A 25,449-nucleotide genomic window follows, 5' to 3' on the forward strand; every position below is an offset into this window, starting at 1 on the left:
GGGTCATCAGGCTGGCAAAGACGCAACACGTTGCCTAGAGGCATCGCCATCCCTTCATCGGCGCTGGGCCGAAATTTCCAAGGACAGTTTCCCATGGCCAAGTTCCTCATCGTCGAAGCCCGGTTCTACGATCACCTGAACGACATGCTCGTCGCCGGAGCCAAGGCCGCGCTCAAGGAAGCCGGGCACGAGGTCGAAGTCATCACCGTGCCGGGCGCCCTTGAAATTCCGGGCGCGATCGCGCTCGCCGACCAGTCGGAAGACTATGACGGCTATGTTGCCATCGGCGTCGTCATCCGCGGCGAAACGTATCACTTCGAGATCGTCGCCGGCGAAAGCGCACGCGGCATCATGGCACTGACGATGGACGGCGTTGCAATCGGCAACGGCATTCTCACGGTCGAAAACGAAGCCCAGGCCCTCGTCCGCGCCGACCCGAAGCAGAAGGACAAGGGCGGCGAGGCTGCCAAGGCCGCCCTCGCCCTCCTCGCGCTGCGCGAACGCTGGAGCTGAGGCTCAACCCAGAGGCGCGCAGCGGTCACCGCGGCGCGCCTTGTCGGCAGCCTCGAACGCGGCCTGGGTCGGGGCAAGCCTTCGATCGAGAATGATGCCCCGCGCGGTCGGGGCGCGGACAACCGGCAGGCCAGCCGGCGCATCGCCGCCCTCGCGCATCAGCACGAAGCGGATGCCGCCGGGGCTGCGGATGGAATCCATCACCGCAACGTTGTCGGTATTGCCGGCGAAGACCGACACCGAGACATAACCGCCGTCCGGGCTCGCAGGCACATCGACCAGGATCGGGCCGTCCGACAGGTCATAGACGCAGCTCGCATAGGCCAGATCAGGCGACGGCCGCACCACCCAGCGCGAGGCGGACGTGGTGCGGTCGGAAAAGCGGAAGGCGTTGACCAGCCTGCCCTGTTCCGAAAGTTTCTTCATCGCCCCGTGCATGATCACGTAGGGCGCGCCCAGGATGGTGCCCACGTGGCCTACGGTCACGGCTGCGACGAAGGCCAGCAGATACCGTGCACCGGGCCTCACGCCGGCTCTCCGCACGAAATGCGCTCTACCCTGGGAAAGGCAATGGTGGCGAAGTCCTCCTGCGCGGCGGGAGCCGGGTTGTAGATACGCAGGGTCAGGTCGAAATTTCCGGCCTTGCGCGTGGAGAGCCACGGCATGCCGGGCCCAGGGCTCGGCCCCGCTTCGGCTTGCCACTGCCCCCGCGCATCGGGGCGCACTTCGGATGCATCGACCGACAGCGCGTCGTCATCGTTCTGCGGCAGGTAGTCGTCGGCGGCATAGGCGGTGATCGACCACCAGCGCCCCGGCAGCGGCCCGCCGGACAGGCGATAGCGGCAATCCTCGCGCAGCGGCTCACCCAGATCGTCCACCTTGCGCGTGAAGTATATCGCCTGGCTGCGATTGAGCGCCAGGAGGCCGGTCAGCGCCACCCGCGCGCGCAGCAAGGGGCCCGCATCGACCGATCCGGTCACCCGGCTTCCGGTCCAGCCCTGATGTTCTTCCCCGCCCATGCCGAAGTGCTTCATCGACACGAGCGCGGATGCGGAGCCGGCGGCAAGCCCCAACAAGACGATCCCGGCCAGCTTGACGCTAGCCCGCATCGAAATACTCCTTGAGGCCCCAGGGCTCGTACGGGCCGATCACGAGCTGCTCGAACCCGCCGATGCCCGTCTCGCCATCGCTCGTGGTCACGCGCGAGATGATCTGGACGTGGAGGTTTTCAAGCGTCTGCGCCATCGGATCGAGTTCGGCGAGGACCAGATCCTCGCGCTCCACCGCGAGCGGGCCGTGGTAGAGGCCGTGGCCCCACTTCGGGCTAGTATAGCCGAGCCCGCGCATCTGGAACCGGACGATGGGCTCAAAGGTCAGCGAAAGCGGGCCTTCGGGCCGCTGTATGGTCAGCGTCCCGCCTGCCGGCCAGCGCGTGCCGGGCTGCATCGGGGAGGCCATCGTGGCCGACGGCGTTTCGAAGAAGCCGTCGTGCGCGGCACCGTCGGGCGCGATGACCGCGCGCGTGTTCCACGGGGCGCCATGGCGGTCGGCGTTGACGTGGAAGAACAGGCTGCGGCCGGGCAGGTTCACCGGCGTCCACTGCCAGAAGAAGCTGCTGACGACGTTGTGGCCGTGCGGCTGGGCGTCCGAGGCGCCAACCGGACGGACGCCCCAGCTGCGATCGCGCGTACCGGTAGTGCCGGGGGCAAGGTCGATGCGCTTGCCGTCGACCTCGATCCAGCCGGCATAGTGGCCGTTCTGCGTCAGGCGGGTGTAGTCCATGAAGGTGCGCGGACCGATGCGGTAGGTGAAGCGCGGCTCCTCGATTGGGAAAGCCCGGCCGGTGAAAGTCAGTTCGGCGGCGATGCCCTCGCCCGCGACCTTCACGCGCAGGCTTCTGAGCGGCTCCACCACTTCTATCGTGATCGGCCCCACCGCAAGGTCGAGCCGCTCCATGTTCAGTTCGCGCGAGGCGTGGAGATTGTACTGTACGCCGTCGCGGATGCACGAGAAGTGCGCGTCGGCGACGTTGAGGTGCGGGTATATGCCCAGCGCCACCGCGAAGAAGCCGGAGCCATCGGGCGCATAGCCGTTGAAGAAGTAGCGGTCGTAGAAGTTGCGGTCGGTCCCGGCATAGGCGACCGGTTCGGGCGTCTGGTGCAGCGGAAAATCGTCACCCTTGCTCAGCATCACGCATTCTCCATCCGACGCTTGAGGGCCCCGAGGCTGTTGTGTTCGAGAGCAAGCTCGCACGCGCCGCGCGCCATCGAGAGGAAATTGGCGTCGCCCCGCTCGGTGCGGACGACGAAGGCGGAACTGAACACGGCGGTCGAAACGCCGTGAAGCGCGCCGATGCGGTAATCGTCCATGATCTCGTCACGGGTCATGGCAACGCCGCGGCGCGTCATCTCCGCGCAGTACAAGTCGAGCAGGGCCGCCTCGTGGGGGCGGCGCAGGCCGGAGCCGATGCCGCAGCCCATGAAATAGCCGATGTCGGTAAGGCCGCATCCCACTGCAGCCGTCTGCCAGTCTACCAGCGCGATCGGCTCCTGCCCGTCCCGGATGCCGAACAGCATATTGTCGAGGCGGAAATCGCCGTGAAGGAAGCTGCGGCGGGCAGGCTTGCGGTCGAACCAGAGGTCGGCGCATTCATCGAGTTCGTCGCAGATCGCCATGAGCGCCGGGTCGAGCGCATCGGCATAGCGCTCGCGAAAGATGGCCTGCGCCTGTGGATAGAGCGCGCGCAGCATGGCGCTGGCCTGTGGGTCGGTCTGCAACCATTCGCTGTCGAGGACCGGGTGGTCCAGCGTCGCGGCGTGAAGAGCGGCCGCCTGCCGGAGCGCGTCGCGCGCCTGGTCGATCCCGCATCCGGAAAGCTGGTTGCCCGCTTCGCACGGCCCCAGATCCTCGAACAGCAGCACGAAATCGCAGCCGTTGTCGTCGAGCAAGGCGGCGTAGGCCCGAGGCACGCGCATGTCGATCAGGCCCGCGACATCGCGGTAGAAGTTCACCTCGCGCTTGTAGAGCGAGAACGACGCGGCGGTCTGCCGGCTTGTCGGGTCGCTTGACGGAAACTTGGCCGCCACCGAGGCGGGCGCGAGCGGCGCCGGGCGATCATAGGTCAGAGAGAAGCGCGCGGTATCGCCGACCTGCCCGGTGCCGATGGATTGCCATTCCACCTTGACGATCCGGGCACCATCCAGAACGCCGGCATCGGCCAGTCGCGCTTCGAGCCAGACCGCGTCGACCTCGTCGGGCCGCGTCGGAAAATCAGCCATATCGTCTCTCCCACCTCGCAGGCTGGCAGAGAGCGTCCCGCATTGGAAGAGACCAGCAATTGACCGATCAGGTCAACGCGATGGAACGCGACACCCGCTCCGCCGGTTCACAAGGACAAGCGTTGGCGGAGAACGAAAAGGTGGATGGAGCACTCGAATGGTTTGCGGCGATCGGCACCATAATAGCGGCAGGCCTGGTGGCCGCGGACCTTGGCAGGCGGTGGACCGGCTGGGGCTTCGTCCTTTTTGTCGCGGTATCGATCTCGTGGATCGTGTCCGGCATCCTCAACGGCACCGCTTCGATCACCATCCAGAACGGCGCCTTGCTGCTGGTCAATGCCTGGGGCGTCTGGCGTTACCTACTAAATCCGGAACCGAGCAATAAGGGTCCGAAAAAGGGTTAGTTGAATCCAGATTGGATCCTCAAAAAACGGAAATGGATTTAAAGCCAGGGACTTCATATTGTATTCATTTGCAAAATTTCGAATAGATTCCAAAATCGCGGAAAACAACTAAGTAAGTTCCCTTCTGGTCGATTTACGCAACTACCTCGATACCCTTCTCCACGCCCGGAGTTTCGGGGCAGCGGACGGAACGCAGGACAGGGGGATCATGCGGATGGACAGGGATCAATTGAAAGCGCGCGCCCGCCGCCTGATCGCAACTGCCAACGAACTTCTAGCACTCGCGCATGACCTCGAATTCCATGGAGATGACGCCCGGATCGAAGAGACCGCTCCCGGCCGTCCGCCGAAGGACAGCCCAGCGTGGGCCGAAATTGCCCGCATCGCCTATCGCGAACGACGCCGCCGCGCCGAGGTATTCTCGGATCCCAGCCTGTTCGGGGAACCGGCATGGGACATCCTGCTGGACCTTTTCATCGCAGCCAAGGAACGCAAGCGCCTCCCCGTCACCAGCGCCTGCATCGGCGCGGCAGTCCCCGCCACCACCGCCCTGCGCTGGCTCACGGTGCTTGAGGAAAAGGGCCTGATCGTGCGCGAGAACGACACGGCCGACGCACGCCGCGTCTTCGTCCGTCTCTCGACCGAAGGCTACGAAAAGATGATCGCCTACTTCTCCGGCCAGGCTGCAGAGTTTCGTCCCGACGAGGAATACGCCGCGACCACCTGGCGCAAGGCGCGATAGCCTCGACCGCGATCCTCCCGGATCACGTGAGCCCCGAGGTCCGAAACGCAAAAAGGGCGGCCCCGTGAGGCCGCCCTTTTCGTGTTTCGCAATGAAGCGCGGTCAGGCGCCGAGGCGACCGAACGCGGTCTTGCCGGCATAGCGCGCCGAGACGCCCAGCTCTTCCTCGATGCGGATGAGCTGGTTGTACTTGGCGAGACGGTCCGAACGGGCGAGCGAACCGGTCTTGATCTGGCCGCAGTTGGTGGCAACCGCGAGGTCGGCGATGGTCGCGTCCTCGGTCTCGCCCGAACGGTGCGACATGACGGCGGTGTAGCCGTTGCGCTGTGCGATGCTGACAGCTTCGAGCGTCTCGGTGAGCGACCCGATCTGGTTGACCTTGACCAGCAGCGAGTTCGCCAGCCCCTTGCCAATGCCCATCTCGAGGCGCTTCGGGTTCGTCACGAAAAGGTCGTCACCGACGAGCTGCACGCGCTTGCCGACCTTGGCCGTCAGCGCGGCCCAGCCCTCGAAATCGTCCTCGCCCATGCCATCCTCGATCGAGATGATCGGATAGGCATCGCACAGGGCGGCAAGGTAGTCGGCCATGGCGTCGGGCGAGAGCGAGAGGCCTTCACCGCTGATCTCGTACTTGCCGTTCTTGAAGAATTCGGTCGCCGCGCAGTCGAGCGCGAGCATCATGTCCTCGCCCGGCTTGAAACCGGCCTTCTCGATCGAAGCCATCACGAAGTCGAGCGCGTCGCGCGTGCTGGCAAGGTTGGGAGCGAAGCCGCCCTCGTCGCCCACGGCAGTGGCAAGACCCTTTTCGTGCAGGCCCTTCTTCAGGGTGTGGAACACTTCCGCGCCCCAGCGCACGGCTTCGGCGAGCGAGGGCGCGCCGACCGGCATGATCATGAATTCCTGGAAGTCGATCGGATTGTCGGCATGCTCGCCGCCGTTGATGATGTTCATCATCGGCACCGGCAGAACATGCGCGGAAACGCCGCCGACGTAGCTGTAGAGCGGCAGGCCCCGCGCATCGGCGGCGGCCTTCGCCACGGCAAGGCTGGTGCCGAGGATGGCGTTCGCGCCAAGGCGGCTCTTGTTCTCGGTGCCGTCCAGTTCGATCATGGCAAGATCGATGTCGCGCTGGTCTTCAGCGTCCAGGCCAAGAATGCATTCGGCGATGTCCGAGTTCACGGCGGTGACGGCCTTGGTCACGCCCTTGCCGAGGTAGCGTGCCTTGTCGCCGTCGCGCAGTTCGACCGCTTCATGCGCGCCGGTGGACGCGCCCGAAGGAACGGCGGCGCGGCCGAAGCTGCCGTCTTCCAGCAGCACGTCGACTTCCACGGTCGGGTTGCCGCGGCTGTCGAGGATTTCGCGTGCATGGATGTCAATGATCGCGGTCATGGTCTGCTCCCTGCAGTGTGGCGATAGGAAAGACGCCAAGGTTTGGCGCGGCTCCTATCGGCTGGAACCCCTACAGGCAAGCCGCGTTGGCAGTGCAACATACCTATCCGGGTTCGCGTTGCTGCCTTGCCTCTTGCCTTTGTGCGTTCGGGGGTAGCAAGATGGCGCGGACCGCCCATATCGTAGCGGCGCAGCCGCGCGACACGCCGAAGGGAAACGAGACATGGCCGACACGACGATGACCCCCGCCGACGCCCCGAAGAAGCGCACCACCGCCCGCAAGGCCGACACCGTGACGGCAGCCGCGGCTGCTCCGGTTGCCACCGATGCGGCGGCGGACACCAGCGCCAAGGGCCGGTTCTCCAAGGCCATCGAAGAAGCCAAGGCAGGCGCGGAAGCGCTGCGCGGCGAAGCGATGGAAAAGGGCGCCGCCTACAAGGCCAAGGTCGGCGGCACCGCCACCGACTGGATGGAGGAAGCCAAGGTCTATGCCGGCCAGGCCAAGGAGAAGGGCGCAGCGCTTGCCGTGGAAGGCAAGACCCGCGCCAGTGACGCGCTGAGCACGCTGGGCAAGACCATCTCCGACAACGCCGCCACCATCGATGAAAAGCTTGGCGTGCAGTACGGCGATTATGCCCGCACCGCCGCCCGCTCGATCCAGGAAACTGCCGCAAAGCTCGAGGCCAAGGACCTCAACGAGCTTGGCGACGACGTGAAGGAATTCGTGCGCAAGAGCCCGGGCGTGGCCATCGGCATCGCCGCCGTTGCCGGCTTCGCGATCGCCCGGATGCTCTCGGGCGGATCGGACGACTGACGGCCGCGGGCCGACGTCCGATGAAAACGACGGACTCACACCAAAGCCCGGCAGTCGAGCCGGTCGCGCCGTCGCTGACGGACGCGGTCCGGACGATGATCGAGGATGGGCAGACGCTGCTCGAAGCGGAGATAGCCTATCGCAAGGCCCAGGCTTCCTATGGCCTGGGCCAGGCGAAGGCGACCGCGATCCTTCTCGTCCTCGGCCTCGCCTTCGGGTTCTTCACGCTCCTCGCGCTGGTCGTTGGACTCCTTCTCGCCCTTGCCCACTACGTGGGGGTGTGGGGCGCGCTGGCCATCGTCGGGGGAGCGCTGCTGCTCCTGACGGTTATCTGCCTTGCCAAGGCAGTGAAGCGAATGAACGAGGCCAAGGCGGCGCTCGGCATCAGGGAGACAACCACGCCGTGACCACGCCCGAGTCCATTGCCAGCGCCAGGGCCTTGCGCGACGAGGCCCTGGCCGTGTTCCGCGCCGACGTGGAGCTTGCCAGGACCGAAGCCTCGCCCGCCCGCTTCAAGGAACGGGCCGTCGACGAGGCCGTTGAAATGATCGACACCGCTCGCGACATGGCGAGCGAGAACAAGGCGGTGATCGGAGCAACGGTCGCGGCACTGGCGGCATGGTTCCTCAGGGGACCGATCGCCGACCTTGCAGAGCGAGGTTTCGATTACCTCCGCCGAGGAGACTGATATGACTGAAGAAATCGACAACGCAGATCACGCCAGCCTCCGTGACAAGGTTGATGCCGCCAAGACCCGTCTTGCCGAGCGCACCCGGAACGCCCATCCGGTCGCAACGGTAAAGGGCCTGATCGAGGAACACCCCGTGGCTTCACTGGCCGCCGGCATTCTCCTCGGCGCACTGATCGCAAAGGCCATTCCCACCTCGGGCCGGCTGCGCAAGAGCGCGGCGGGCCTCGCTTCGGTGGCTGGCAAGCTGGCCGTCGACTACGCGACGCGAGCCGCCGATGCCGGCCGCGAAGGCCTGAGCAAGGTCGAGGAAATGGGCGGTGCCGTTGGCGGTCGCATCGCCGACGTCAGCGGTTCCGTGGGCGAGCGGATTGCGGAAGGCAGCAGCGACGCGAAGCGCAAGGCTGTGGATCTGGCCGAAGTCGCGCGCTCGGCCGCCGCGGAAGCCAGCGAACTGGCCTTGCGGAAGGTCGGCGAACTTGCGTCCAGAATGAAACACTAAGGGGCGCATACGTCTTTGGTCGACTTGCGCGAGGCTCGCGTTTTTGTCAGTGGCGCATATGAATCCTCCCCAATGGAAAGTCGCCAATGCAAAAGCTCCACCTCGTGATGGGCGGTCGGGTCAAGGACCCGCAGGGCCTCGAATTCGTCGATCTGAAAGCCATTGACGTCGTAGGCGTGTTTCCGGACTACGCCGCCGCCGAAGACGCGTGGCGCAGCGCGGCGCAGAAGACGGTCGACGACGCAGAGATGCGCTACGTCATCGTGCACCTGCACCGCCTGCTCGAGCCGGACTTGCCCAAGGCCTGATCAAGTCGATCAAAAAAAGCCCCGGAGCGATCCGGGGCTTTTTATCTCCGGTATCGATGCCGATCCTGCTGGATCCGCACTCCGGCCGTCAGATGAACTCGATCTTCTGGACAAGATAGAACTTGTCGCCCGAAGGCACGGTGACCTCGATTTCTTCATCGACCTTGCGGCCGATCAGCGCCTTGCCCAGCGGCGAATTGTAGCTGATCATGCCCTTCTTGGCATCGGCCTCGTAAGGACCGACAATCTGGTACTTCACCGGCTTTTCGTCGTCATCGAGCAGGGTGACGGTCGCGCCGAAGATGATCTTGTCGCCCGACAGAGTCGTCGGATCGATGATCTGGGCACGGCTTACCCGATCCTCGAGATCGGCGATGGTTGCCTCGACCTGGCCCTGACGCTCCTTGGCGGCATGGTATTCCGCATTTTCGGAAAGATCGCCGTGGGCGCGCGCTTCCTCGATCGCGTCGACGATCCGGGGGCGCTCCTCGCGCAGCGCTTTCAGCTCTGCAGTCAGCTTCTCGTAGCCTTCCGCAAGCATCGGCAGCTTTTCCACACTCGCCATCCGTCAGTCTCTTTCCTGTCTCACGCCCCTGGTTGCCGTTACGGCTTCCAAGGGAAAACCTGGCCCCGCCGACCGACGCCGAATGCGTCGAGCCGGACACCTTTGCGACAATGCCGGGGGACTAATAAGGTTCAGCCATAATAGTCTTGCAACGAACGCACTTCAAGTTCGGCAGTCCGCAGAGCCTCGATCGCCTCAACTGTTGCAACCGATGCGGCGGCAGTCGTGAAGTACGGCACCTTCGCCCCCAGTGCCGAAGCGCGGATCGACTGCGAGTCCTTGTGGCTCTGCCAACCTTCGGTGGTGTTGAAGATCAAGGCGATCTCGCCGTCGATGATGCGATCGACGATATGCGGACGGCCTTCGGCCACCTTGTTCACACGCTCGACGTTCACGCCCTCGTCCGAAAGGTAGCGAGCGGTGCCGCCGGTGGCGACAATGCGGAAGCCCAGTTCGGCCAGCTTGCGCACGGCGGGCAGAACCACCGGCTTGTCCGAATCCTTGACCGAGACGAACAGCGTCCCGCCCTGCGGCAGGCGCACACCCGCGCCGAGCTGCGACTTGGCGAAGGCGACCGCGAAGGTTCCATCGATGCCCATGACTTCGCCCGTCGACTTCATCTCGGGCGAAAGCACCGGGTCGATGCCGGGGAAACGGGCAAACGGGAACACAGCTTCCTTGACCGCCATGTAGTCGATCTCGCGCTTGATCGGCGGGAGGTCGGTCAGCTTTTCACCCGCCATGATGCGAGCTGCAAACTTGGCGATGGGCTGGCCCACGGCCTTGGCGACGAAGGGCACGGTACGGCTGGCGCGCGGGTTGACCTCGATCAGGTAGACCTCGCCGTCCTTCACCGCGAACTGGATGTTCATCAGACCGCGCACGTCGAGGCCGCGCGCGAGAAGGACCGCCTGGCGCTCCATCTCGGCCACGATCTCGGCCGGCAGGCTGTAAGGCGGCAGGGTGCAGGCACTGTCGCCCGAGTGGATGCCGGCTTCCTCGATGTGCTGCATGACGCCAGCGACGGTGACTTCGTCGCCATCGGCCAGCGCATCGACGTCGCACTCGATCGCATCGCGCAGGTACTGGTCGATCAGCACCGGGCTGTCACCCGAGACCTGAACGGCGGTGGCGATGTAGTCGTCGAGCTGGGCCTGGCTGTCGACGATTTCCATCGCGCGGCCACCAAGCACATAGCTGGGACGGATGAGAACCGGATAGCCGATGCGACTGGCCACCGCGACGGCCTCGTCGCGGCTGCGGGCGATGCCGTTGGCCGGCTGCTTGAGCCCGAGCCTGGCGACCAGCGCGGCAAAGCGCTCGCGGTCTTCGGCCAGGTCGATCGAGTCCGGCGACGTGCCGAGGATCGGGATGCCCGCATCCTGCAGCGCCTGCGCCAGCTTGAGCGGGGTCTGTCCGCCGAACTGCACGATCACGCCGACCAGTTCGCCCTTCGATTGCTCGACCGCGAGGATTTCCAGCACGTCCTCGGCCGTCAGCGGCTCGAAGTAGAGTCGATCGGAAGTGTCGTAGTCGGTCGACACGGTTTCCGGGTTGCAGTTGACCATGATGGTCTCGAACCCTGCCTCATCCAGCGCGTAGCATGCGTGGCAGCAGCAGTAGTCGAACTCGATGCCCTGCCCGATGCGGTTCGGGCCGCCGCCGAGGATCACGATCTTCTTGCGGTCGGACGGGTTCGCCTCGTTCTCGGGCTCGCCGAACAGCGCGCCTTCGTAGGTCGAGTACATATAGGGCGTGACCGCCTCGAACTCGGCCGCGCAGCTATCGATGCGCTTGAACACCGGGCGCACGCCGAGCTTGTGGCGTAGCGCGCGCACCTCGTCTTCGCTGGTGGCACCGGCCATGGCGCGCAAAGTATCGTGCAGCAGGCCCGAGCGCTTGGCCTGGGTCTCGCCCAACCCGCCCGCAACACCGACCGAACGCACGGCGAGCGTCGCCAGCCGCTTGTCGGAAAAGCCCATCGCCTTGAGCCGGCGCAGGCCGGCGGCGTCGTTGGGCAAGCCGTCCTGCTGTATGGCCTTTTCCTCGCTCACGATCTCGTGGATGTGGCGCAGGAACCAGGGCTCGTACTTGGTGACCGCATGGACTTCATCGACAGACAGGCCTTCGCGGAAGGCCTGGGCGATGACCAGCAGGCGTTCGGGCGTGGCGCGGGCGAGCGCGGCGGTGATCTCGTCGCGGCTGGCGCCTTCCAGCTCGACCACGCGGTTGAAGCCGTCGAGGCCGGTTTCGAGGCCGCGCAGGGCCTTCTGCATCGATTCCTTGATGTTGCGGCCGATCGCCATGACTTCGCCAACCGACTTCATCGCGGTGCCGAGCAGCGGTTCGGAGCCCTTGAACTTCTCGAACGCGAAGCGCGGGATCTTGGTGACGACGTAGTCGATGGTCGGCTCGAACGCCGCCGGGGTGGCCCCGGTGATGTCGTTCATGATCTCGTCGAGCGTATAGCCCACGGCGAGCTTGGCCGCGACCTTGGCGATCGGGAAGCCGGTGGCCTTCGACGCCAGCGCCGAGGAGCGCGAGACGCGCGGGTTCATCTCGATCACGATCAGGCGGCCGTCGGCGGGGTTGACCGCGAACTGCACGTTGGAACCGCCGGTCTCGACACCGATCTCGCGCAGCACAGCGATGCTGGCGTTGCGCATGATCTGGTATTCCTTGTCGGTCAGCGTCAACGCGGGCGCGACGGTGATCGAGTCGCCGGTGTGGACGCCCATCGGATCGACGTTCTCGATCGAGCAGATGATGATGGCGTTGTCCTTCCTGTCGCGGACAACCTCCATCTCGTATTCCTTCCAGCCGAGGAGCGATTCCTCGATCAGGACTTCGGTGGTGGGCGAGGCCTCGAGCCCGCCCTTCACGATCTTGACGAACTCTTCCTTGTTGTAGGCAATGCCGCCGCCGGTGCCGCCCATGGTGAAGCTGGGGCGGATGATCGAGGGCAAGCCGGTGCGCTCGAGAACCTCAAGCGCTTCGTCGATGGTGTGTGCCACGCCCGAACGCGCGGATTCGAGGCCGATCTTGTCCATCGCCTCGCGGAAGCGCTGGCGGTCTTCGGCCTTGTCGATCGCATCGGCATTGGCGCCGATCATCTGGACGCCATACTTTTCCAGCGTGCCATCGTTGAACAGCGCGAGCGCGGTGTTGAGCGCGGTCTGCCCGCCCATCGTGGGGAGCAGCGCATCGGGGCGCTCCTTCTCGATGATCCTGGCGACGACTTCGGGCGTGATCGGCTCGACATAGGTCGCGTGCGCCATATCCGGATCGGTCATGATCGTCGCGGGGTTCGAGTTGACCAGGATGATGCGATAGCCCTCTTCCTTGAGCGCCTTCACCGCCTGCGTGCCCGAATAATCGAACTCGCAAGCCTGGCCGATGATGATCGGCCCGGCGCCGATGATCAGGATCGAGGAGATGTCAGTGCGTTTGGGCATTATCGCTCTCGTGTTTCAGCCCCCGTCGCGTGTCGGTCGCGCCGGAGGAGGGAATACTCTGGGTCAGCCGCTCAAACGAGCGACGCTACAAACTTCTCGAACAGGTAGAAACTGTCCTGCGGGCCGGGCGAAGCTTCCGGGTGGTATTGCACGCCGAACGCCTTCTTGCCCTTGACCGCGATACCGCAGTTCGAGCCGTCGAACAGCGAGACGTGAGTTTCGATCACCTTGTCGCCCAGCGCGCCCGGCGCGTTGTCGACAGCAAAGCCGTGGTTCATCGAGGTGATCTCGACGACGCCGTCCTCGATGCGCTTGACCGGGTGGTTCGCACCGCGGTGGCCCTGGTGCATCTTGGTGGTGCGTGCACCGGCGGCGAGCGCCAGCATCTGGTGGCCGAGGCAGATGCCGAAAACCGGCATGTCCATCTCGAGCAGCTTCTGGATCACCGGCACGGCGTAGGCGCCGGTCGCCGCCGGGTCGCCCGGACCGTTCGACAGGAACACGCCTGCGGGCTTGAGCGAAAGGATCGTCTCGAGGCTGGTTTCGGCGGGCACGATCGTCACGTCCGCGCCGGCCTTCACCAGATTGCGGAAAATGTTGTCCTTCGCGCCGAAATCCATGGCGACGACGTGCGGACGGCCAGTGCCTTGGGGCTTGGTGAAGCCCTCGCCCAGATGCCAGACCGAGCCTTCCCAGGCTTCCTGCCCGTCGCGTGTAACGACGCGGGCAAGGTCCATGCCTTCGAGACCGGGCCAGGACCGCGCGCGTTCGATCAGCGCGGGAATGTCGAACTGGCCCTTCGGATCGTGCGCGATCACCGCGTTCGGCGCGCCTGAAAGGCGGATACGGCGCGTCAGCGCGCGGGTGTCGAGGCCGGAGATGCCGATCTTGCCCTGCTGCTCCATCCACTGCTGGAAGGTGCCGGCAGCGCGGAAGTTGGCGGGCGCGGTCACGTCCTCGCGCACCACGCAGCCCACGGCGCCCGGCGTGTCATGGCTTTCCATGTCGTCCGGATTGGTGCCGACGTTGCCGATGTGCGGAAAAGTGAAGGTGACGACCTGTCCCGCATAGGACGGATCGGTCATCACTTCCTGGTATCCGGTCATCGCGGTGTTGAAGCACACCTCGCCAACGGCCGCACCAGCAGCGCCAAATCCACGTCCCCAGGCAACAGACCCATCGGCAAGTACAAGGACTCCCGTCGCGCCATCTGGTTGAGGCGCGTGCGAAAGTGCGGGGTCGGCCATGATATGGGGCGCTCCGTTGGCAGGGGTTCTGGCGATGTTGCTAAGGGGCGGCTGCTAGACCTGCATTGCCGCAGCGTCAACCTAGCGATTCCCGAAAGTTTCCCCTACATGTGCGGTTTCCCGCTTTTGGCGGGCCAAACTCCACAGGAAATACGTTTACATGATCCGCGACACGATCAAGGCCGCGCAGGTGGCCGCCATGAAGTCTGGCGACAAGCCCCGTCTCGCCGCCGTCCGCCTCATCCTTGCCAAGCTCAAGGACAAGGACATCGAACTGCGTACCGCGTCGGCCGTGCCGGAGGACGACGTGCTCGTCACCGACGTCCTCCAGAAGATGGCCAAGCAGCGCCGCGAATCGATCACGCTCTACGAACAGGGCGGCCGACAGGAACTGGCTGACGTGGAAAAGGCCGAGCTGGCGGTGATCGAGGAATTCCTGCCGCAGCAGATGAGCGAGGACGACACCAAGGCGGCCATCGCCGCGATCATCGCCGAGACCGGTGCGGCAGGCATGAAGGACATGGGCAAGGTCGTGGCGGCGCTCAAGGCGAAACACGGCACTCAGCTCGACATGGGCAAGGCAAGCGGGCTGGTGAAGGCTGCGCTGGCCGGCTGACACGTTAGCTCCCCTCCCGCCTGCGGGAGGGGCTGGGGGAGGGCATGTTGGCCGACGGAACCAGTTGGGACCAGGACCGAGACTTTGATCGTGCCTGGTTTCGGGCCAACGACAAAGTTTATTCACCCCCGACGGCCCGCTCCCGCGAGTTGCGCCTGAACGCCACCGAGGCAGAACGGAAGCTATGGCCGCATCTCTCCGCGCGGAGAGATGAACGGCGTCCGCTTCGACCGCCAGTTTCCGGTGGGCCAGTACATTTGCGATTTCGTTTCACGGGAAAAGCGGCTGGTGATCGAACTGGATGGCGGCCAGCATGCCAGCGCGGTCGAATTTGATGAACGGCGCACGCGGTTTCTCAACGAACGGGGATATCGCGTGATCCGGTTCTGGAATAACGAGGTCATCGAGAACATTGACGGGGTGTTGCAGGTGATCGGGCAAACGTTGGACAACATTCCCTCCCCCGGCCCCTCCCTCAGGCGGGAGGGGCGTTTGCGGACCCGCGCGCACCGCGGCGGCGAGACCACATGACCCTCACCCCGCAATGGCTGGACGAACTCCGCACCCGCATCTCGCTGTCGGGGCTGATCGGGCGTTCGGTTCGCGTCCAGAAGGCGGGGCGGGAGTTCAAGGCCTGTTGCCCGTTCCATAACGAGAAGACGCCCAGCTTCACGATCAACGACGAGAAAGGTTTCTATCACTGCTTCGGCTGCGGCGCGCATGGGGATGCCATTCGCTGGATGACCGATCACCAGGGCCTCCCGTTCATGGAGGCAGTGAAGGAACTGGCGCTGCAGGCAGGCATGGAAGTCCCTGCCCCCGATCCGCGCGCGGCGAAACGGGCGGAGCAGCAGAAGTCGCTGCACGACGTGATGCAGGCAGCGCAGGATTTCTTCGTGCGCTGCCTTGGCGAGGAGCGCGGGACCGAGGCGCGGCGCTATCTGGCCTCGCGCGGGTTTCCGGCTGGAATCGTTCGGGATTTCGGCTTCGGCTTCGCACCGGACAGCCGCACCGCCCTGAAGGAGGCGCTGTCCGGGTTTCCGGACGAAATGCTGATCGAGGCAGGCCTGCGCATCGTCGTGGAAGGCAAGGAGCCCTACGACCGGTTCCGGGGCCGCCTGATGCTGCCGATCCTAGATCCGCGCGGACGGGTGATAGCGTTCGGCGGACGCATCCTGACGGCGGAAAAGACCGACGCCCCCAAATACCTCAATTCGCCCGACACGCCGCTCTTCGACAAGGGGCGGACGGTCTATAATCTCCACCGCGCCGGCCCCGCCTCGCGCCAGAACGGGCGCGTGGTGGTGGTCGAAGGGTACATGGACGTGGTCGCACTTGCGGCCGCGGGCATCGGTGAGGCGGTGGCGCCGCTGGGCACCGCGCTGACCGAGCACCAGATCGAGCGGCTGTGGCGGCTGGTGGAAACACCGACGCTTTGCTTCGACGGCGATGCCGCCGGGCAGCGCGCGGCGATGCGGGCGATTACCCGCGCCCTTCCCCTGCTCCGCCCCGGCCATTCGCTTCGCATCGTGACTCTGCCGCAGGGAATGGACCCGGACGACGTCGTTAAGAAGCAGGGTCCGGCGGCGATGGAAGCGCTGCTCGACGGGGCGCGCAGCCTCGTCGACGTGCTGTGGGAAGTGGAGCGCGATGCCGCGCCGCTCGCGACTCCGGAGGACAAGGCCGGGCTCAAGGCGCGGTTGCTCGCCCATTGCGAGACCATCCAGCATCCCGACATCAAATCGCTGTACCGTCGCGAGCTGACAGAGCGATTCGGCGAACTTGCCTTTGCCCGCAAGGAGCGCGCGCCGTTCCAGCCCCGGCAGGGCGGATCGGCGGCCCGTGGCAAGGGACAGCCGTGGAAGCCCGCGCCGCCGCCGCTTGCCGAGCAGGACAAGGCAAAGATGCTGCGAATCGGGACCGGGCCAAGCACGAGCCTGCTGGCCGCGGTGCTGGACGGACTGCTGCGCCATCCGCAACAGATTGCCCGCCACGCCGATTCGCTTGCCAGGCTTCGACCGGACGATCCGGCCACCTGCGCGCTGATCGACGCCCTGCTGGTCCTCTCGGATGGCGTGCAACCGCTTGAAAGCGAAGCGCTGCGCCCCATATTGCTGGAACGAGGGCTTCGGCTCCCGTCGGCGCAGGACTACGCCGGAATGCGATTCGGCTTTCTGACCGGTAGCGGTGATTCGGCAGCGGATGAACTTGCCGAAGCAGTCGCCATCCTGGTCGAGTGGCCGGCGGTGGAAGAGGCGCTGGCAGAGGCCACGAGACGCGCCGAAACCGAGCTTTCCGACGAAAACTTTGCCGAACAGCAAAGATTGCGCGCGCGGAGTATGGCATTGCGTGCCCGTTTGGGGCAAATGGGCCGTGCTCGTGCTGCGTTATAATTATACGAACGCGCAACCCGGGTCCGCCAAGACCCGGCTCTAGATGGTGGTACCGGGGTTAAATGGCTTCGAACGACAAGACCGACAGCGGCGATGCTCCGCTGATCGACCTCAACGATGCATCGATCAAGAAGCTGATCGCCCGCGCCAAGCGGCGCGGCATCATCACCTATGACGAGCTGAACGAGGCCCTGCCCCAGGACCAGATGTCCTCCGAGCAGATCGAGGACATCATGGCCGCGATCTCGGAGATGGGCGTCAACATCGTCGAGAGCGATGAAGATGCCGTCGATCCTGAAGAGCGTGCGCAGGACGACGAACTCGACGAGGCCGAGACGGTCGAGGACCGCCCCGACGTCATCAAGCGCAAGGAAACGGTCGAGCGCACCGACGACCCGGTCCGCATGTACCTGCGCGAAATGGGCGCGGTGGAACTGCTCAGCCGCGAGGGCGAAATCGCGATCGCGAAGCGCATCGAGGCCGGCCGCGACACGATGATCATGGGCCTTTGCGAAAGCCCGATCACCTTCCACGCGATCATCCAGTGGTCCGAGGCGCTCAACGCCGGGGAAATGCAACTGCGCGAGATCCTCGATCTCGACGCGATGCTTTCCAAGGAGCCGCAGCCCGAGAACCTCTCCGAGGACGGCGAGGAAGCCGAGCCCGAAATCAGCGAAGCCACCGCCGGTCCCACCTTCAAGGAGGAAGAGGACATCGAGGAGGAGGAAACCGCTGACGACGAGGACGACGAACTGCGCGAACGCCGCGCGCGTCCGGCCGAGGAAGAGGAAGAGGACAACACCCTCAGCCTCGCCCAGATGGAAGCCCAGCTCAAGCCTGCGGCGCTGGAGCGTTTCGCGGAAATCACTTCGCTGTTCCGCCAGTTCGAGAAGATCCAGGCTGAACGCCTCAATGCGCTCGGCATGGGCAACGATTTCCCGGCCGCGAGGGAAACGCAGTACCAGAAGCTGCGCGAAGACCTGACGGCACAGGTGGAATCGGTCCAGTTCCACGCCTCGAAGATCGAATACCTCGTCGACAACCTCTATGCGTTCAACCGCAGGCTGACGACGCTGGGCGGGCAGATGCTGCGCCTCGCCGAACGCCACAAAGTGCCGCGCAAGGACTTCCTCGACATGTACGTCGGGCGCGAGCTTGACGATGGCTGGTTGCAGGGCCTTGCCGGGCGCGACAAGCGCTGGGCGGCGTTCGCGGCCAACGAGGCGACCCCGGTCGAGCGCATCCGTGCCGAGATATCGGACATCGCCTCGGCCACCGGCATGTCGCTGGGCGAATTCCGCCGCATCGTGAACATGGTCCAGAAGGGCGAGCGCGAGGCACGCATCGCCAAGAAGGAAATGGTCGAGGCCAACCTGCGCCTCGTGATCTCGATTGCCAAGAAGTACACGAACCGCGGCCTGCAGTTCCTCGACCTGATCCAGGAAGGCAACATCGGCCTGATGAAGGCGGTCGACAAGTTCGAGTACCGCCGCGGCTACAAGTTCTCGACCTACGCCACGTGGTGGATCAGGCAGGCGATCACGCGCTCGATCGCCGACCAGGCTCGCACGATCCGTATCCCGGTCCACATGATCGAGACGATCAACAAGCTGGTCCGCACCAGCCGCCAGTTCCTGCACGAGCAGGGCCGCGAGCCAACGCCCGAGGAAATGGCCGAGCGTCTGTCGATGCCGCTCGAAAAGGTCCGCAAGGTGATGAAGATCGCCAAGGAGCCGATCTCTCTCGAAACGCCGATCGGTGACGAGGAAGATTCGCATCTGGGCGATTTCATCGAGGACAAGAACGCGATCATCCCGGTGGACGCCGCGATCCAGGCGAACCTCAAGGAAACGGTCACCCGCGTTCTTGCCAGCCTCACCCCGCGCGAGGAACGCGTGCTGCGCATGCGCTTCGGCATCGGCATGAACACCGACCACACGCTCGAGGAAGTCGGCCAGCAGTTCTCGGTCACCCGCGAACGTATCCGCCAGATCGAGGCGAAGGCGCTGCGCAAGCTCAAGCACCCGAGCCGCAGCCGCAAGATGCGCTCGTTCCTTGACCAATGACGTCGCCGCCCCCGGACAGGACAGCCTGATCCGGGGGTATCGGCCCGAAGCCCTGCCGCTTCGCCTGCTGCGCCGCGAACTGCGCGACCTGCAGACCCACTTCCCGGCGATCCGCGCGGCGAAGTTCGACTTCTACAACATGGCGACGCGACGGCTGGGCCTGTTCGCCGACGCCGAGATCCGGCTGCTTTCACGGCTGGCGCCGGTCGGCCTCGCGCTCGATGTCGGGGGAAATTGGGGCCAGAGCGTCGTTGCCCTGCAACGCTACGCCCGCCCGCAGCGCATCGTCACGGTCGAGCCCATCCCCTTTCTAGCGGAACGCCTTCGCAGGAAGTATCCGCCCGGCGGCTCTGTGGAAGTGCTGGAGATGGGGCTCGGGCTGGACCGGGGCCAACAGCTTATCCACGTGCCGCGCTATCGCGGATACGTCTACGACGGGATCGCCTCGCTCGACAGGGAAGCAGCAGCCGCGTGGCTCGATCCGCGCCGCATGGCACGCTTTTCGCCGGCGCACCTCACCATCGATACGCACGAGGTGAAGGTCGAGCGGCTGGACGCGCTCGGCATTGCGCCAGATGTCATCAAGATCGACGTCCAGGGCTTCGAGGGACAGGTTATCGCCGGCGGGATAAGAACCATCGCGGCCCACAAGCCAGTGGTGATCGTGGAGCGCCCTTCCGAAGCGGTCGTCGCGGCTCTGGCAAGGCTGGGCCTTGCGGCGCACGGTTGGAACGGACGAAAGCTCGTGGCGGGCGACCTCACGCGAAACAACGCGATCTTCCTTGGCCCGCAGCACAAGGCGCTGCTCGGCTAGCCCACCTTGTAGACCGACAGCCGTACCGTGTTGCCGACCTTGCCGCCCTTTGCGAGGAACAGCGCACGATTGACCCAGTCGTGGGCGGGGTGCCCGGTCTCGAGGCGGATCGCGGTGCGCATGTAGTATTCGGACGGATCGACCTGTTCGCCCGAGGCAATGCGGGCGTGGACTTCGGCCGAGGCGTGGCGGATGCCCTGGCTCACGACCTCGATCACCGCGCCATCGGCCATCTCGATGGCATAGCGCGCGTCCAGGTCGGCGATTCCGCCCGCCAGCACGGTCTGCCAGTCCGCCCCGATGGGCAGGATGCGGCCGGACAGGAGCGGGCCGCTGGCCGTACCACCAACGATCGGAATGATTCGCCGGGTGCCGGGCGGACATTCGCCCATCTCGCGCGGGGGCGAAAGCTCCACGACAAGGTCGGTCGCGTGTTCGAGTGCGATGGTCATGCAGGCTCCCGGGTGACGCGGGCGCCTTCGGGTATGGTGCGCGGCGCGGCGTTGAGACGGTCCTTGGCGAACCCCGCCGCCTGCTTGTAGGCGAGCATGAAGGCGCTGCGCTCGTCGGCGGGGATGACCGCGTCGATATCCTCGAACTGGCCGCCGCAGCGCTCGTCCACCATGTTGAGCAGGCCGAACGGACCGGCGCCACGGTTGCGCATGGCGACCTGACCGATCGGTCCGCAGAACTCCTCGTCGAAGGTATTCAGCGCTTCGCTCGTCACGCCCCGCTCAATGAGGATGCGGCCCAGCATCCGCGCATCCATGATCGCCTGCGAGGCGCCGTTGGAGCCGGTGGGATACATTGGGTGCGCCGCATCGCCGATCAGCGCCACCGGGCCATCGACCCAGGTGGGAAGCGGATCGCGGTCGATCATCGGATTCTCGTAGGCGACATCCGACTTGGCGAGAAGTTCGGGCAAGTCGAGCCAATCATAGACGAAGCCATCGAATTCGTGGGCGAATTCAGACAGTTCGACCGGGCGAAACCAGCCGGACTTCGTCCAGTCATGATCGGTGTCGTATGTCTGCTCGGCGATCCAGTTGATGTCCGAGAGACCGTGCTCGTCAGGGTGCGAGATCGGGTAGAGCACGACGCGGTGACGACTGGTGCCAAGGCCGACGAACGAGGAGCCGGTGCGGATCGGCACGCCCTTGGCCGTCCCGCGCCACATGATTGTGCCGCCCCATCGGATAGGCGGCTGCCCGGGGTGCATCTGCGCGCGAACCGACGAATGGATGCCATCGGCGCCGATCAGCAGCCTGCCCGGCACTTCCGAACGTTCGCCATCTGCACCTTCGACAAGCGCGACAACCGAACCGTCGGCCTCTTTGCGATACCCCGTAACCTTCCGTCCCAGGCGCACCGCATCCGGGCCCAGCCGCTCGATCACCGTGCGATAGAGCATCATGTGGAATTCGCCGCGATGGACCGCATACTGGTGCCAGTTGTAGCCGGCGAGCTTGCCGCGCGGCTCGGCATATATCTCGCGCCCGTTGAGGCCGACCAGCGCCCACTCGCGGGCGGGAATGCCGACCTTGTCCATCTCGGCCTCGCCGATGCCGAGGTCTTCCAGTTCGCGCACCGCATTGGGCTGGAGATTTATGCCGACGCCAAGCGGGCGAAGCTCGCGCACGCTTTCGAACACGGTGCATTCGACGCCGATCTGGTGGAGCGTCAGCGCAAGCGCGAGTCCTCCGATGCCGCCACCGGCAATCAGCACTTTATCCTGCGACATCGATCACTTTCGCCTTCCGGTTCAACCGCCCACGCGCGTGGGCGTCTAACCGCGCGGGCTCCCGCTGGCAATCGCGCAGGCCGCAACGACGTTCACACCTGTTACGATGAGCCCGAAGGTGCAGATTCGCAGCGGCGATTTGCGGTGGCTTGTTGCGCTGCAAGAGCTTATGGGGCCGCGAACGAATCCCTGCACAACTGCTGTCGAAACGGATCCCATGCGTATCGCCATCGCTTCCGATCACGCCGCCGTCGACCTCAAGTCGACACTGCGCGAATACCTGATCGATCTCGGCCACGAAGTTGCCGACCTCGGGCCGGAAACCGCCGACCGCGTCGACTACCCCGATTATGGCTACAAGCTTGCTTCGGTCGTGGCCGAGGGTATCGCCGACTTCGGTGTCGCGCTTTGCGGATCGGGCATCGGCATCTCGATCGCGGTGAACCGCAACCCGGCCTGCCGCTGCGCACTGGTATCCGAACCGCTTTCGGCGGCGCTTGCCCGCGAACACAACGATGCGAACGTCATCGCGATGGGCGCGCGGCTTACCGGCGAGGACATGGCGAAGGCCTGCCTCGACGCTTTCCTTTCCACCGAATTCGGCGGAGGCCGCCATGCGGGCCGCGTCGAAAAGCTTTCCAATCCCGCGATCTGAAGGAGCCCCGAGAGATGACCACTGCCACCGCAGCGCCGGAAATCCGTAAAGCCGGCTTCTTCACCGAACATCTCGAGACCGCAGACGCCGAAGTCTTCGCCGCGATCCGTGGCGAGCTGAAGCGCCAGCAGACCAAGATCGAACTGATCGCGTCCGAGAACATCACCAGCCTGGCCGTGCTTGAAGCGACCGGTTCGGTCTTCACCAACAAGTACGCCGAAGGCTATCCGGGCAAGCGCTACTACGGCGGCTGCGAATATGCAGACGTGGTCGAAAACCTCGCGATCGAGCGCGCGAAGAAGCTGTTCGGCTGCAACTTCGCCAACGTCCAGCCCAACTCGGGCAGCCAGATGAACCAGGCCGTGTTCCTCGCGCTGCTTCAGCCTGGCGACAGCTTCATGGGCCTCGACCTCAATTCGGGCGGCCACCTGACGCACGGTTCGCCGGTCAACATGAGCGGCAAGTGGTTCAAGCCGATCCCCTATGGCGTGCGCGCCGACGATCACCTGATCGACATGGACGAGGTTGCCCGCCTTGCCCGCGAGAACAAGCCCAAGCTGATCATCGCAGGCGGCACTGCATATTCGCGCGTGTGGGATTTCAAGCGCTTCCGCGAGATCGCCGATGAAGTGGGCGCCTGGCTGCTGGTCGACATGTCGCACTTCTCCGGCCTCGTCGCTGGCGGTGCGCACCCCTCGCCCTTCCCGCACGCCCATGTCGTGACCAGCACGACGCACAAGTCGCTGCGCGGTCCGCGTTCGGGCATCATCCTGACCAACGACGAGGATCTGGCGAAGAAGTTCAACATGGCGGTGTTCCCCGGCATGCAGGGCGGCCCGCTAGTCCACGTGATCGCGGCAAAGGCGGTCGCGTTTGGCGAAGCGCTGCGTCCTGAATTCAAGGCCTATGCCGCGCAGATCGTCGCCAACGCCCGCGCGCTGGCCGAAGCGGTCAAGGACGCCGGCCTTTCGGTCGTCTCGGGTGGGACCGACAACCACCTGATGCTGGTCGATCTTTCTGCCAAGGACGTGACGGGCAAGGCCGCCGAGAAGGGGCTCGACCGCGCCTGGCTGACCTGCAACAAGAACGGCGTCCCCTTCGACAAGCGCTCGCCCTTCGTCACGTCGGGCATCCGCCTCGGCACCCCGGCGGGCACGACGCGCGGTTTCCGCGAGGAAGAGTTCCGCAAGATCGGCGCACTGATCGGTGAAGTGGTCGATGGCCTTGCACGCAACGGCGAAGAGGGCGATGGTCAGGTGGAACAGCGCGTGCGCGACCGTGTCGCCGAGCTTTGCGCGCAGTTCCCGATCTATCCGGAGCTTTGAGCGATGAACGACCGTGACGACCTCGCCACCCGTGCCAAGGAGGAGTTCTCCGCCATGGCCAAGCAGGGCATGGCCCATCCGTCGACCAAGCCGGTGCTGACGGGCGCCGCGATCGGCGCTGTGGCCGGTGCGGTTCTCCCGGTCGTTTCGATCCCGCTCGGCATCGTCGCCGGGGCGGGGTTCATGTTCTGGAAGCGGATCAGCCGATAACCTGATGCGTTGCCCATTCTGCGCCCATGACAACAGCCAGGTAAAGGACAGCCGGCCGAGCGAGGACAACACCTCGATCCGCCGGCGCCGCCAGTGCGAGGGTTGCGGGGCACGCTTCACCACCTTCGAGCGCGTCCAACTGCGCGAAGTCGTGGTGGTGAAGAGCGGTGAGCGCCGGGAACCGTTCGACCGCTCCAAGATCGAGCAGTCGGTCGCGCTTGCCTGTCGCAAGCGTCCGGTCAACCAGGAGCGGCTGGACCAGCTCGTTTCCGGCATCCAGCGCCAGATCGAAACGATGGGCGACGCGGAAGTGGCGTCGAAGGTCATCGGCGAAATGGTGATGGAAGGTCTGCGCCAGCTCGATAGCGTGGCCTATATCCGCTTCGCCAGCGTCTATCGCGACTTCACAGAAGCACGCGACTTTGAGGAGTTCGCCAGCAGCGTGCAGGAAATGAGCGTGCACGAGGTTTCAGGCGGTGAATGAGGCAGAAGGCGCCGCGCGCCACCCGGTAATCGTCCTGGTTCGGCCGCAGCTTGGCGAAAACATCGGCAAGGCCGCGCGCGCAATGCTCAACTTCGGCCTTGCCGAGATGCGCCTCGTCTCGCCGCGCGATGGCTGGCCCAATCCTTCCGCCGGCCCCGCCGCGGCAGGCGCGGACATTGTGCTTGAAAGGGCCCAGGTCTTCCCGACGCTTGCCGAAGCCGTTGCCGATTGCAGCCACGTCTATGCCACGACAGTCCGCAAGCGCGGCGTGACGAAGCCGGTGCTGACACCCGAACAGGCCGCCAGGGACATCGTTTCCGCGTCGGGGCGCAGCGCGATAATCTTCGGGCCTGAACGTTCGGGCCTCGAGACCGATGACGTGGCGCTGGCCCGTGCGATCGTGACCGTGCCGATCAATCCGGAGTTCGGATCGCTCAACCTCGCGCAGGCGGTGATCCTGTGCGCCTACGAATGGTCGAAGCACGTCGATCTCGTGCAGCCGACCGTGGAGGACATGCTGCCCCCTGCGCCGCAGGAGGAGTTCGAGGGCATGTTCGAACAACTCTGCACGATGCTGGAACCGCGCGGTTACTTCGAACCGGAGAGCCGCGCCGCGTCCACCCGCCGCACGTTGCGCACCATGCTGACCAAGCCGGGCTGGAACCATCTGGAAGTCCGCACCATGCGCGGCGTGCTTAGCGCTTTGCGCCGGAAGCCGGGCTCCCGCCCCGGCGATTCGACGGACTAGGTTTTTCTGGCCTGTTCACGCATCGCGGCAGAAGCATCGAGCATCCGGTCCCAGAAATCGGTCACAAGACTGACGGGGATGCCGAGCTCGAAGGCCTTGCGACGAATCGAGGCAAGTTGCGCCGTCCGGGCGTCGTCGTTTTGCAGAGCAACTTGATCATGCTCGCGCGCCAGACCAAACCTTTGGGAAAGCAGAAAAAGTATCTGCTGGTCGATCGCCTCCACACTTCCGGAACCGGGTTCCGGAGGCTGGCAGAGTTCGATACGAGGCGGCCTGTCGTGCATCGTATCGGATAGCACCTGAATTTACCGGCGCTGTCTATGCCCGGTCGCCTTGACAAAGGCGCAAATGTCTGTTCTTGGCCGCGCTTCGCAATTGGCTCCGCACACCCGGTGAAGCGGCGGCCGCATCCTGCAACTGGCGGGATGGTGCGGTTCCGGGTCCAGAAGCACCGGCGCGTTGCCGGCGCACGCAAGTTGAAGGAATGCAGCG

29 protein-coding genes are annotated in these 25,449 nt (G+C 65.0%); 18 read left to right on the forward strand and 11 right to left on the reverse strand.

The annotated features are described in order from the left end of the window. The first annotated feature begins 93 nt into the window (after positions 1 to 93). Positions 94 to 513, forward strand: a complete 420-nt coding sequence (ribH, locus tag SARO_RS11150; protein WP_011445860.1) for a 6,7-dimethyl-8-ribityllumazine synthase — start codon at positions 94 to 96, stop codon at positions 511 to 513. Positions 514 to 516: 3 nt separating this feature from the next. On the opposite strand, the gene SARO_RS11155 is transcribed toward ribH, so the two are convergent. Genes SARO_RS11155 through SARO_RS11170 form a run of 4 tightly spaced genes read right to left on the reverse strand, consistent with a single transcriptional unit; the run spans position 517 to position 3,791 of the window. Beyond that, positions 517 to 1,041 (reverse strand): DUF1254 domain-containing protein, encoded by a 525-nt coding sequence (locus tag SARO_RS11155; RefSeq protein ID WP_011445861.1) that lies wholly within the window; start codon positions 1,039 to 1,041, stop codon positions 517 to 519. Further along, positions 1,038 to 1,622 carry a DUF1214 domain-containing protein gene (locus tag SARO_RS11160; protein WP_011445862.1) on the reverse strand — a complete coding sequence of 195 codons (585 nt, stop codon included), beginning with the start codon at positions 1,620 to 1,622 and terminating at the stop codon, positions 1,038 to 1,040. The genes SARO_RS11155 and SARO_RS11160 overlap by 4 nt, the downstream gene beginning before the upstream one ends. Further along, positions 1,612 to 2,703: a hypothetical protein gene (locus tag SARO_RS11165; protein ID WP_011445863.1), complete on the reverse strand. Its 1,092-nt coding sequence runs from the start codon at positions 2,701 to 2,703 to the stop codon at positions 1,612 to 1,614. The genes SARO_RS11160 and SARO_RS11165 overlap by 11 nt, the downstream gene beginning before the upstream one ends. Beyond that, entirely contained in the window at positions 2,703 to 3,791 is a 1,089-nt protein-coding gene (locus tag SARO_RS11170) for a phosphotransferase family protein (RefSeq protein ID WP_011445864.1), read from the reverse strand. Before SARO_RS11170 ends, SARO_RS11165 begins: the two co-directional genes overlap by 1 nt. 59 nt (positions 3,792 to 3,850) lie before the next feature. Between SARO_RS11170 and SARO_RS11175 the strand changes: the two genes are divergently transcribed. Both SARO_RS11175 and SARO_RS11180 read left to right on the forward strand, forming a co-directional pair. After that, complete coding sequence (locus tag SARO_RS11175; protein WP_234007352.1) at positions 3,851 to 4,195, forward strand: hypothetical protein; 345 nt, start codon at positions 3,851 to 3,853, stop codon at positions 4,193 to 4,195. Positions 4,196 to 4,403: 208 nt separating this feature from the next. Beyond that, a complete protein-coding gene (locus SARO_RS11180) occupies positions 4,404 to 4,937 on the forward strand; it encodes a MarR family transcriptional regulator (RefSeq protein WP_176929326.1) in 534 nt (177 codons plus the stop codon). A gap of 102 nt (positions 4,938 to 5,039) precedes the next feature. Here SARO_RS11180 and eno read toward each other — a convergent pair whose 3' ends face one another. Beyond that, a complete protein-coding gene (eno, locus tag SARO_RS11185; RefSeq protein ID WP_011445867.1) occupies positions 5,040 to 6,326 on the reverse strand; it encodes a phosphopyruvate hydratase in 1,287 nt (428 codons plus the stop codon). Between the two features lie 223 nt (positions 6,327 to 6,549). On the opposite strand from eno, the gene SARO_RS11190 reads away from it, so the two are divergent. The 5 genes from SARO_RS11190 (at position 6,550) to SARO_RS11210 (ending at position 8,638) form a co-directional block, all read left to right on the forward strand. After that, positions 6,550 to 7,140 carry a hypothetical protein gene (locus tag SARO_RS11190; protein WP_011445868.1) on the forward strand — a complete coding sequence of 197 codons (591 nt, stop codon included), beginning with the start codon at positions 6,550 to 6,552 and terminating at the stop codon, positions 7,138 to 7,140. A 20-nt stretch (positions 7,141 to 7,160) separates the two neighbouring features. Further along, positions 7,161 to 7,547 (forward strand): phage holin family protein, encoded by a 387-nt coding sequence (locus tag SARO_RS11195; RefSeq protein ID WP_011445869.1) that lies wholly within the window; start codon positions 7,161 to 7,163, stop codon positions 7,545 to 7,547. Further along, the gene (locus SARO_RS11200) at positions 7,544 to 7,828 is read left to right on the forward strand and encodes a hypothetical protein (protein WP_011445870.1); all 285 of its coding nucleotides are present in this window, start codon (positions 7,544 to 7,546) and stop codon (positions 7,826 to 7,828) included. The genes SARO_RS11195 and SARO_RS11200 overlap by 4 nt, the downstream gene beginning before the upstream one ends. 1 nt (position 7,829) lies before the next feature. Continuing rightward, complete coding sequence (locus tag SARO_RS11205; protein WP_011445871.1) at positions 7,830 to 8,330, forward strand: hypothetical protein; 501 nt, start codon at positions 7,830 to 7,832, stop codon at positions 8,328 to 8,330. A gap of 86 nt (positions 8,331 to 8,416) precedes the next feature. Beyond that, entirely contained in the window at positions 8,417 to 8,638 is a 222-nt protein-coding gene (locus tag SARO_RS11210) for a DUF4170 domain-containing protein (protein ID WP_011445872.1), read from the forward strand. A gap of 88 nt (positions 8,639 to 8,726) precedes the next feature. On the opposite strand, the gene greA is transcribed toward SARO_RS11210, so the two are convergent. From greA to carA, 3 genes are all read right to left on the reverse strand, one after another. Further along, complete coding sequence (gene greA, locus SARO_RS11215; protein WP_011445873.1) at positions 8,727 to 9,203, reverse strand: transcription elongation factor GreA; 477 nt, start codon at positions 9,201 to 9,203, stop codon at positions 8,727 to 8,729. A 131-nt stretch (positions 9,204 to 9,334) separates the two neighbouring features. Continuing rightward, on the reverse strand, positions 9,335 to 12,658 hold the full coding sequence (gene carB / locus SARO_RS11220) for a carbamoyl-phosphate synthase large subunit (protein WP_011445874.1): 3,324 nt from the start codon (positions 12,656 to 12,658) through the stop codon (positions 9,335 to 9,337). A 71-nt stretch (positions 12,659 to 12,729) separates the two neighbouring features. Further along, on the reverse strand, positions 12,730 to 13,905 hold the full coding sequence (gene carA / locus SARO_RS11225; RefSeq protein ID WP_011445875.1) for a glutamine-hydrolyzing carbamoyl-phosphate synthase small subunit: 1,176 nt from the start codon (positions 13,903 to 13,905) through the stop codon (positions 12,730 to 12,732). A gap of 160 nt (positions 13,906 to 14,065) precedes the next feature. Between carA and SARO_RS11230 the strand changes: the two genes are divergently transcribed. The 5 genes from SARO_RS11230 to SARO_RS11250 all read left to right on the forward strand — a co-directional run bounded on the left by SARO_RS11230 (position 14,066) and on the right by SARO_RS11250 (position 19,794). Continuing rightward, complete coding sequence (locus SARO_RS11230; RefSeq protein ID WP_011445876.1) at positions 14,066 to 14,521, forward strand: GatB/YqeY domain-containing protein; 456 nt, start codon at positions 14,066 to 14,068, stop codon at positions 14,519 to 14,521. Between the two features lie 210 nt (positions 14,522 to 14,731). Beyond that, positions 14,732 to 15,052, forward strand: a complete 321-nt coding sequence (locus SARO_RS11235) for an endonuclease domain-containing protein (protein ID WP_234007353.1) — start codon at positions 14,732 to 14,734, stop codon at positions 15,050 to 15,052. Then, complete coding sequence (gene dnaG / locus SARO_RS11240) at positions 15,049 to 16,914, forward strand: DNA primase (RefSeq protein WP_011445877.1); 1,866 nt, start codon at positions 15,049 to 15,051, stop codon at positions 16,912 to 16,914. The genes SARO_RS11235 and dnaG overlap by 4 nt, the downstream gene beginning before the upstream one ends. 62 nt (positions 16,915 to 16,976) lie before the next feature. Further along, positions 16,977 to 18,980, forward strand: a complete 2,004-nt coding sequence (rpoD, locus tag SARO_RS11245) for an RNA polymerase sigma factor RpoD (protein WP_011445878.1) — start codon at positions 16,977 to 16,979, stop codon at positions 18,978 to 18,980. Continuing rightward, positions 18,970 to 19,794 carry an FkbM family methyltransferase gene (locus SARO_RS11250; protein ID WP_011445879.1) on the forward strand — a complete coding sequence of 275 codons (825 nt, stop codon included), beginning with the start codon at positions 18,970 to 18,972 and terminating at the stop codon, positions 19,792 to 19,794. Before rpoD ends, SARO_RS11250 begins: the two co-directional genes overlap by 11 nt. On the opposite strand, the gene SARO_RS11255 is transcribed toward SARO_RS11250, so the two are convergent. Beyond that, entirely contained in the window at positions 19,791 to 20,246 is a 456-nt protein-coding gene (locus SARO_RS11255; protein ID WP_011445880.1) for a DUF3237 domain-containing protein, read from the reverse strand. The two genes, SARO_RS11250 and SARO_RS11255, sit on opposite strands and share 4 nt — an antisense overlap. Then, positions 20,243 to 21,535 carry a flavin-dependent oxidoreductase gene (locus tag SARO_RS11260; RefSeq protein WP_011445881.1) on the reverse strand — a complete coding sequence of 431 codons (1,293 nt, stop codon included), beginning with the start codon at positions 21,533 to 21,535 and terminating at the stop codon, positions 20,243 to 20,245. The genes SARO_RS11255 and SARO_RS11260 overlap by 4 nt, the downstream gene beginning before the upstream one ends. A 217-nt stretch (positions 21,536 to 21,752) precedes the next feature. On the opposite strand from SARO_RS11260, the gene rpiB reads away from it, so the two are divergent. The 5 genes from rpiB to SARO_RS11285 are packed head-to-tail and all read left to right on the forward strand — an operon-like array spanning position 21,753 to position 24,957. Further along, positions 21,753 to 22,190, forward strand: coding sequence for a ribose 5-phosphate isomerase B (gene rpiB, locus SARO_RS11265; protein WP_011445882.1), 438 nt, complete (start codon positions 21,753 to 21,755; stop codon positions 22,188 to 22,190). Positions 22,191 to 22,204: 14 nt separating this feature from the next. After that, the gene (gene glyA / locus SARO_RS11270) at positions 22,205 to 23,515 is read left to right on the forward strand and encodes a serine hydroxymethyltransferase (protein ID WP_011445883.1); all 1,311 of its coding nucleotides are present in this window, start codon (positions 22,205 to 22,207) and stop codon (positions 23,513 to 23,515) included. A 3-nt stretch (positions 23,516 to 23,518) separates the two neighbouring features. Beyond that, positions 23,519 to 23,725 carry a hypothetical protein gene (locus SARO_RS11275; protein WP_011445884.1) on the forward strand — a complete coding sequence of 69 codons (207 nt, stop codon included), beginning with the start codon at positions 23,519 to 23,521 and terminating at the stop codon, positions 23,723 to 23,725. A gap of 4 nt (positions 23,726 to 23,729) precedes the next feature. After that, the gene (gene nrdR, locus SARO_RS11280) at positions 23,730 to 24,209 is read left to right on the forward strand and encodes a transcriptional regulator NrdR (protein ID WP_011445885.1); all 480 of its coding nucleotides are present in this window, start codon (positions 23,730 to 23,732) and stop codon (positions 24,207 to 24,209) included. Then, positions 24,202 to 24,957 (forward strand): RNA methyltransferase, encoded by a 756-nt coding sequence (locus SARO_RS11285; RefSeq protein WP_011445886.1) that lies wholly within the window; start codon positions 24,202 to 24,204, stop codon positions 24,955 to 24,957. Before nrdR ends, SARO_RS11285 begins: the two co-directional genes overlap by 8 nt. Here the strand turns inward: SARO_RS11285 and SARO_RS11290 are convergent. Continuing rightward, positions 24,954 to 25,181 carry a chorismate mutase gene (locus tag SARO_RS11290; RefSeq protein ID WP_176929327.1) on the reverse strand — a complete coding sequence of 76 codons (228 nt, stop codon included), beginning with the start codon at positions 25,179 to 25,181 and terminating at the stop codon, positions 24,954 to 24,956. The two genes, SARO_RS11285 and SARO_RS11290, sit on opposite strands and share 4 nt — an antisense overlap. Positions 25,182 to 25,449: the final 268 nt, after the last annotated feature.

Source organism: Novosphingobium aromaticivorans DSM 12444 (assembly GCF_000013325.1).
Taxonomy (GTDB): Bacteria; Pseudomonadota; Alphaproteobacteria; order Sphingomonadales; family Sphingomonadaceae; genus Novosphingobium; species Novosphingobium aromaticivorans.

Coding starts and splice junctions, on each gene's coding strand:
- eno (WP_011445867.1), bottom strand. CDS start 6,326: ATGACCGCGATCATTGACATCCATGCACGCGAAATCCTCGACAGCCGC.
- carA (WP_011445875.1), bottom strand. CDS start 13,905: ATGGCCGACCCCGCACTTTCGCACGCGCCTCAACCAGATGGCGCGACG.
- SARO_RS11255 (WP_011445880.1), bottom strand. CDS start 20,246: ATGACCATCGCACTCGAACACGCGACCGACCTTGTCGTGGAGCTTTCG.
- SARO_RS11230 (WP_011445876.1), top strand. CDS start 14,066: ATGATCCGCGACACGATCAAGGCCGCGCAGGTGGCCGCCATGAAGTCT.
- nrdR (WP_011445885.1), top strand. CDS start 23,730: ATGCGTTGCCCATTCTGCGCCCATGACAACAGCCAGGTAAAGGACAGC.
- SARO_RS11260 (WP_011445881.1), bottom strand. CDS start 21,535: ATGTCGCAGGATAAAGTGCTGATTGCCGGTGGCGGCATCGGAGGACTC.
- dnaG (WP_011445877.1), top strand. CDS start 15,049: ATGACCCTCACCCCGCAATGGCTGGACGAACTCCGCACCCGCATCTCG.
- SARO_RS11190 (WP_011445868.1), top strand. CDS start 6,550: ATGGCCGACACGACGATGACCCCCGCCGACGCCCCGAAGAAGCGCACC.
- greA (WP_011445873.1), bottom strand. CDS start 9,203: ATGGCGAGTGTGGAAAAGCTGCCGATGCTTGCGGAAGGCTACGAGAAG.
- SARO_RS11210 (WP_011445872.1), top strand. CDS start 8,417: ATGCAAAAGCTCCACCTCGTGATGGGCGGTCGGGTCAAGGACCCGCAG.
- ribH (WP_011445860.1), top strand. CDS start 94: ATGGCCAAGTTCCTCATCGTCGAAGCCCGGTTCTACGATCACCTGAAC.
- SARO_RS11160 (WP_011445862.1), bottom strand. CDS start 1,622: ATGCGGGCTAGCGTCAAGCTGGCCGGGATCGTCTTGTTGGGGCTTGCC.
- SARO_RS11275 (WP_011445884.1), top strand. CDS start 23,519: ATGAACGACCGTGACGACCTCGCCACCCGTGCCAAGGAGGAGTTCTCC.
- SARO_RS11195 (WP_011445869.1), top strand. CDS start 7,161: ATGAAAACGACGGACTCACACCAAAGCCCGGCAGTCGAGCCGGTCGCG.
- SARO_RS11235 (WP_234007353.1), top strand. CDS start 14,732: ATGAACGGCGTCCGCTTCGACCGCCAGTTTCCGGTGGGCCAGTACATT.
- SARO_RS11165 (WP_011445863.1), bottom strand. CDS start 2,703: ATGCTGAGCAAGGGTGACGATTTTCCGCTGCACCAGACGCCCGAACCG.
- rpiB (WP_011445882.1), top strand. CDS start 21,753: ATGCGTATCGCCATCGCTTCCGATCACGCCGCCGTCGACCTCAAGTCG.
- rpoD (WP_011445878.1), top strand. CDS start 16,977: ATGGCTTCGAACGACAAGACCGACAGCGGCGATGCTCCGCTGATCGAC.
- SARO_RS11170 (WP_011445864.1), bottom strand. CDS start 3,791: ATGGCTGATTTTCCGACGCGGCCCGACGAGGTCGACGCGGTCTGGCTC.
- carB (WP_011445874.1), bottom strand. CDS start 12,658: ATGCCCAAACGCACTGACATCTCCTCGATCCTGATCATCGGCGCCGGG.
- SARO_RS11205 (WP_011445871.1), top strand. CDS start 7,830: ATGACTGAAGAAATCGACAACGCAGATCACGCCAGCCTCCGTGACAAG.
- SARO_RS11180 (WP_176929326.1), top strand. CDS start 4,404: ATGCGGATGGACAGGGATCAATTGAAAGCGCGCGCCCGCCGCCTGATC.
- glyA (WP_011445883.1), top strand. CDS start 22,205: ATGACCACTGCCACCGCAGCGCCGGAAATCCGTAAAGCCGGCTTCTTC.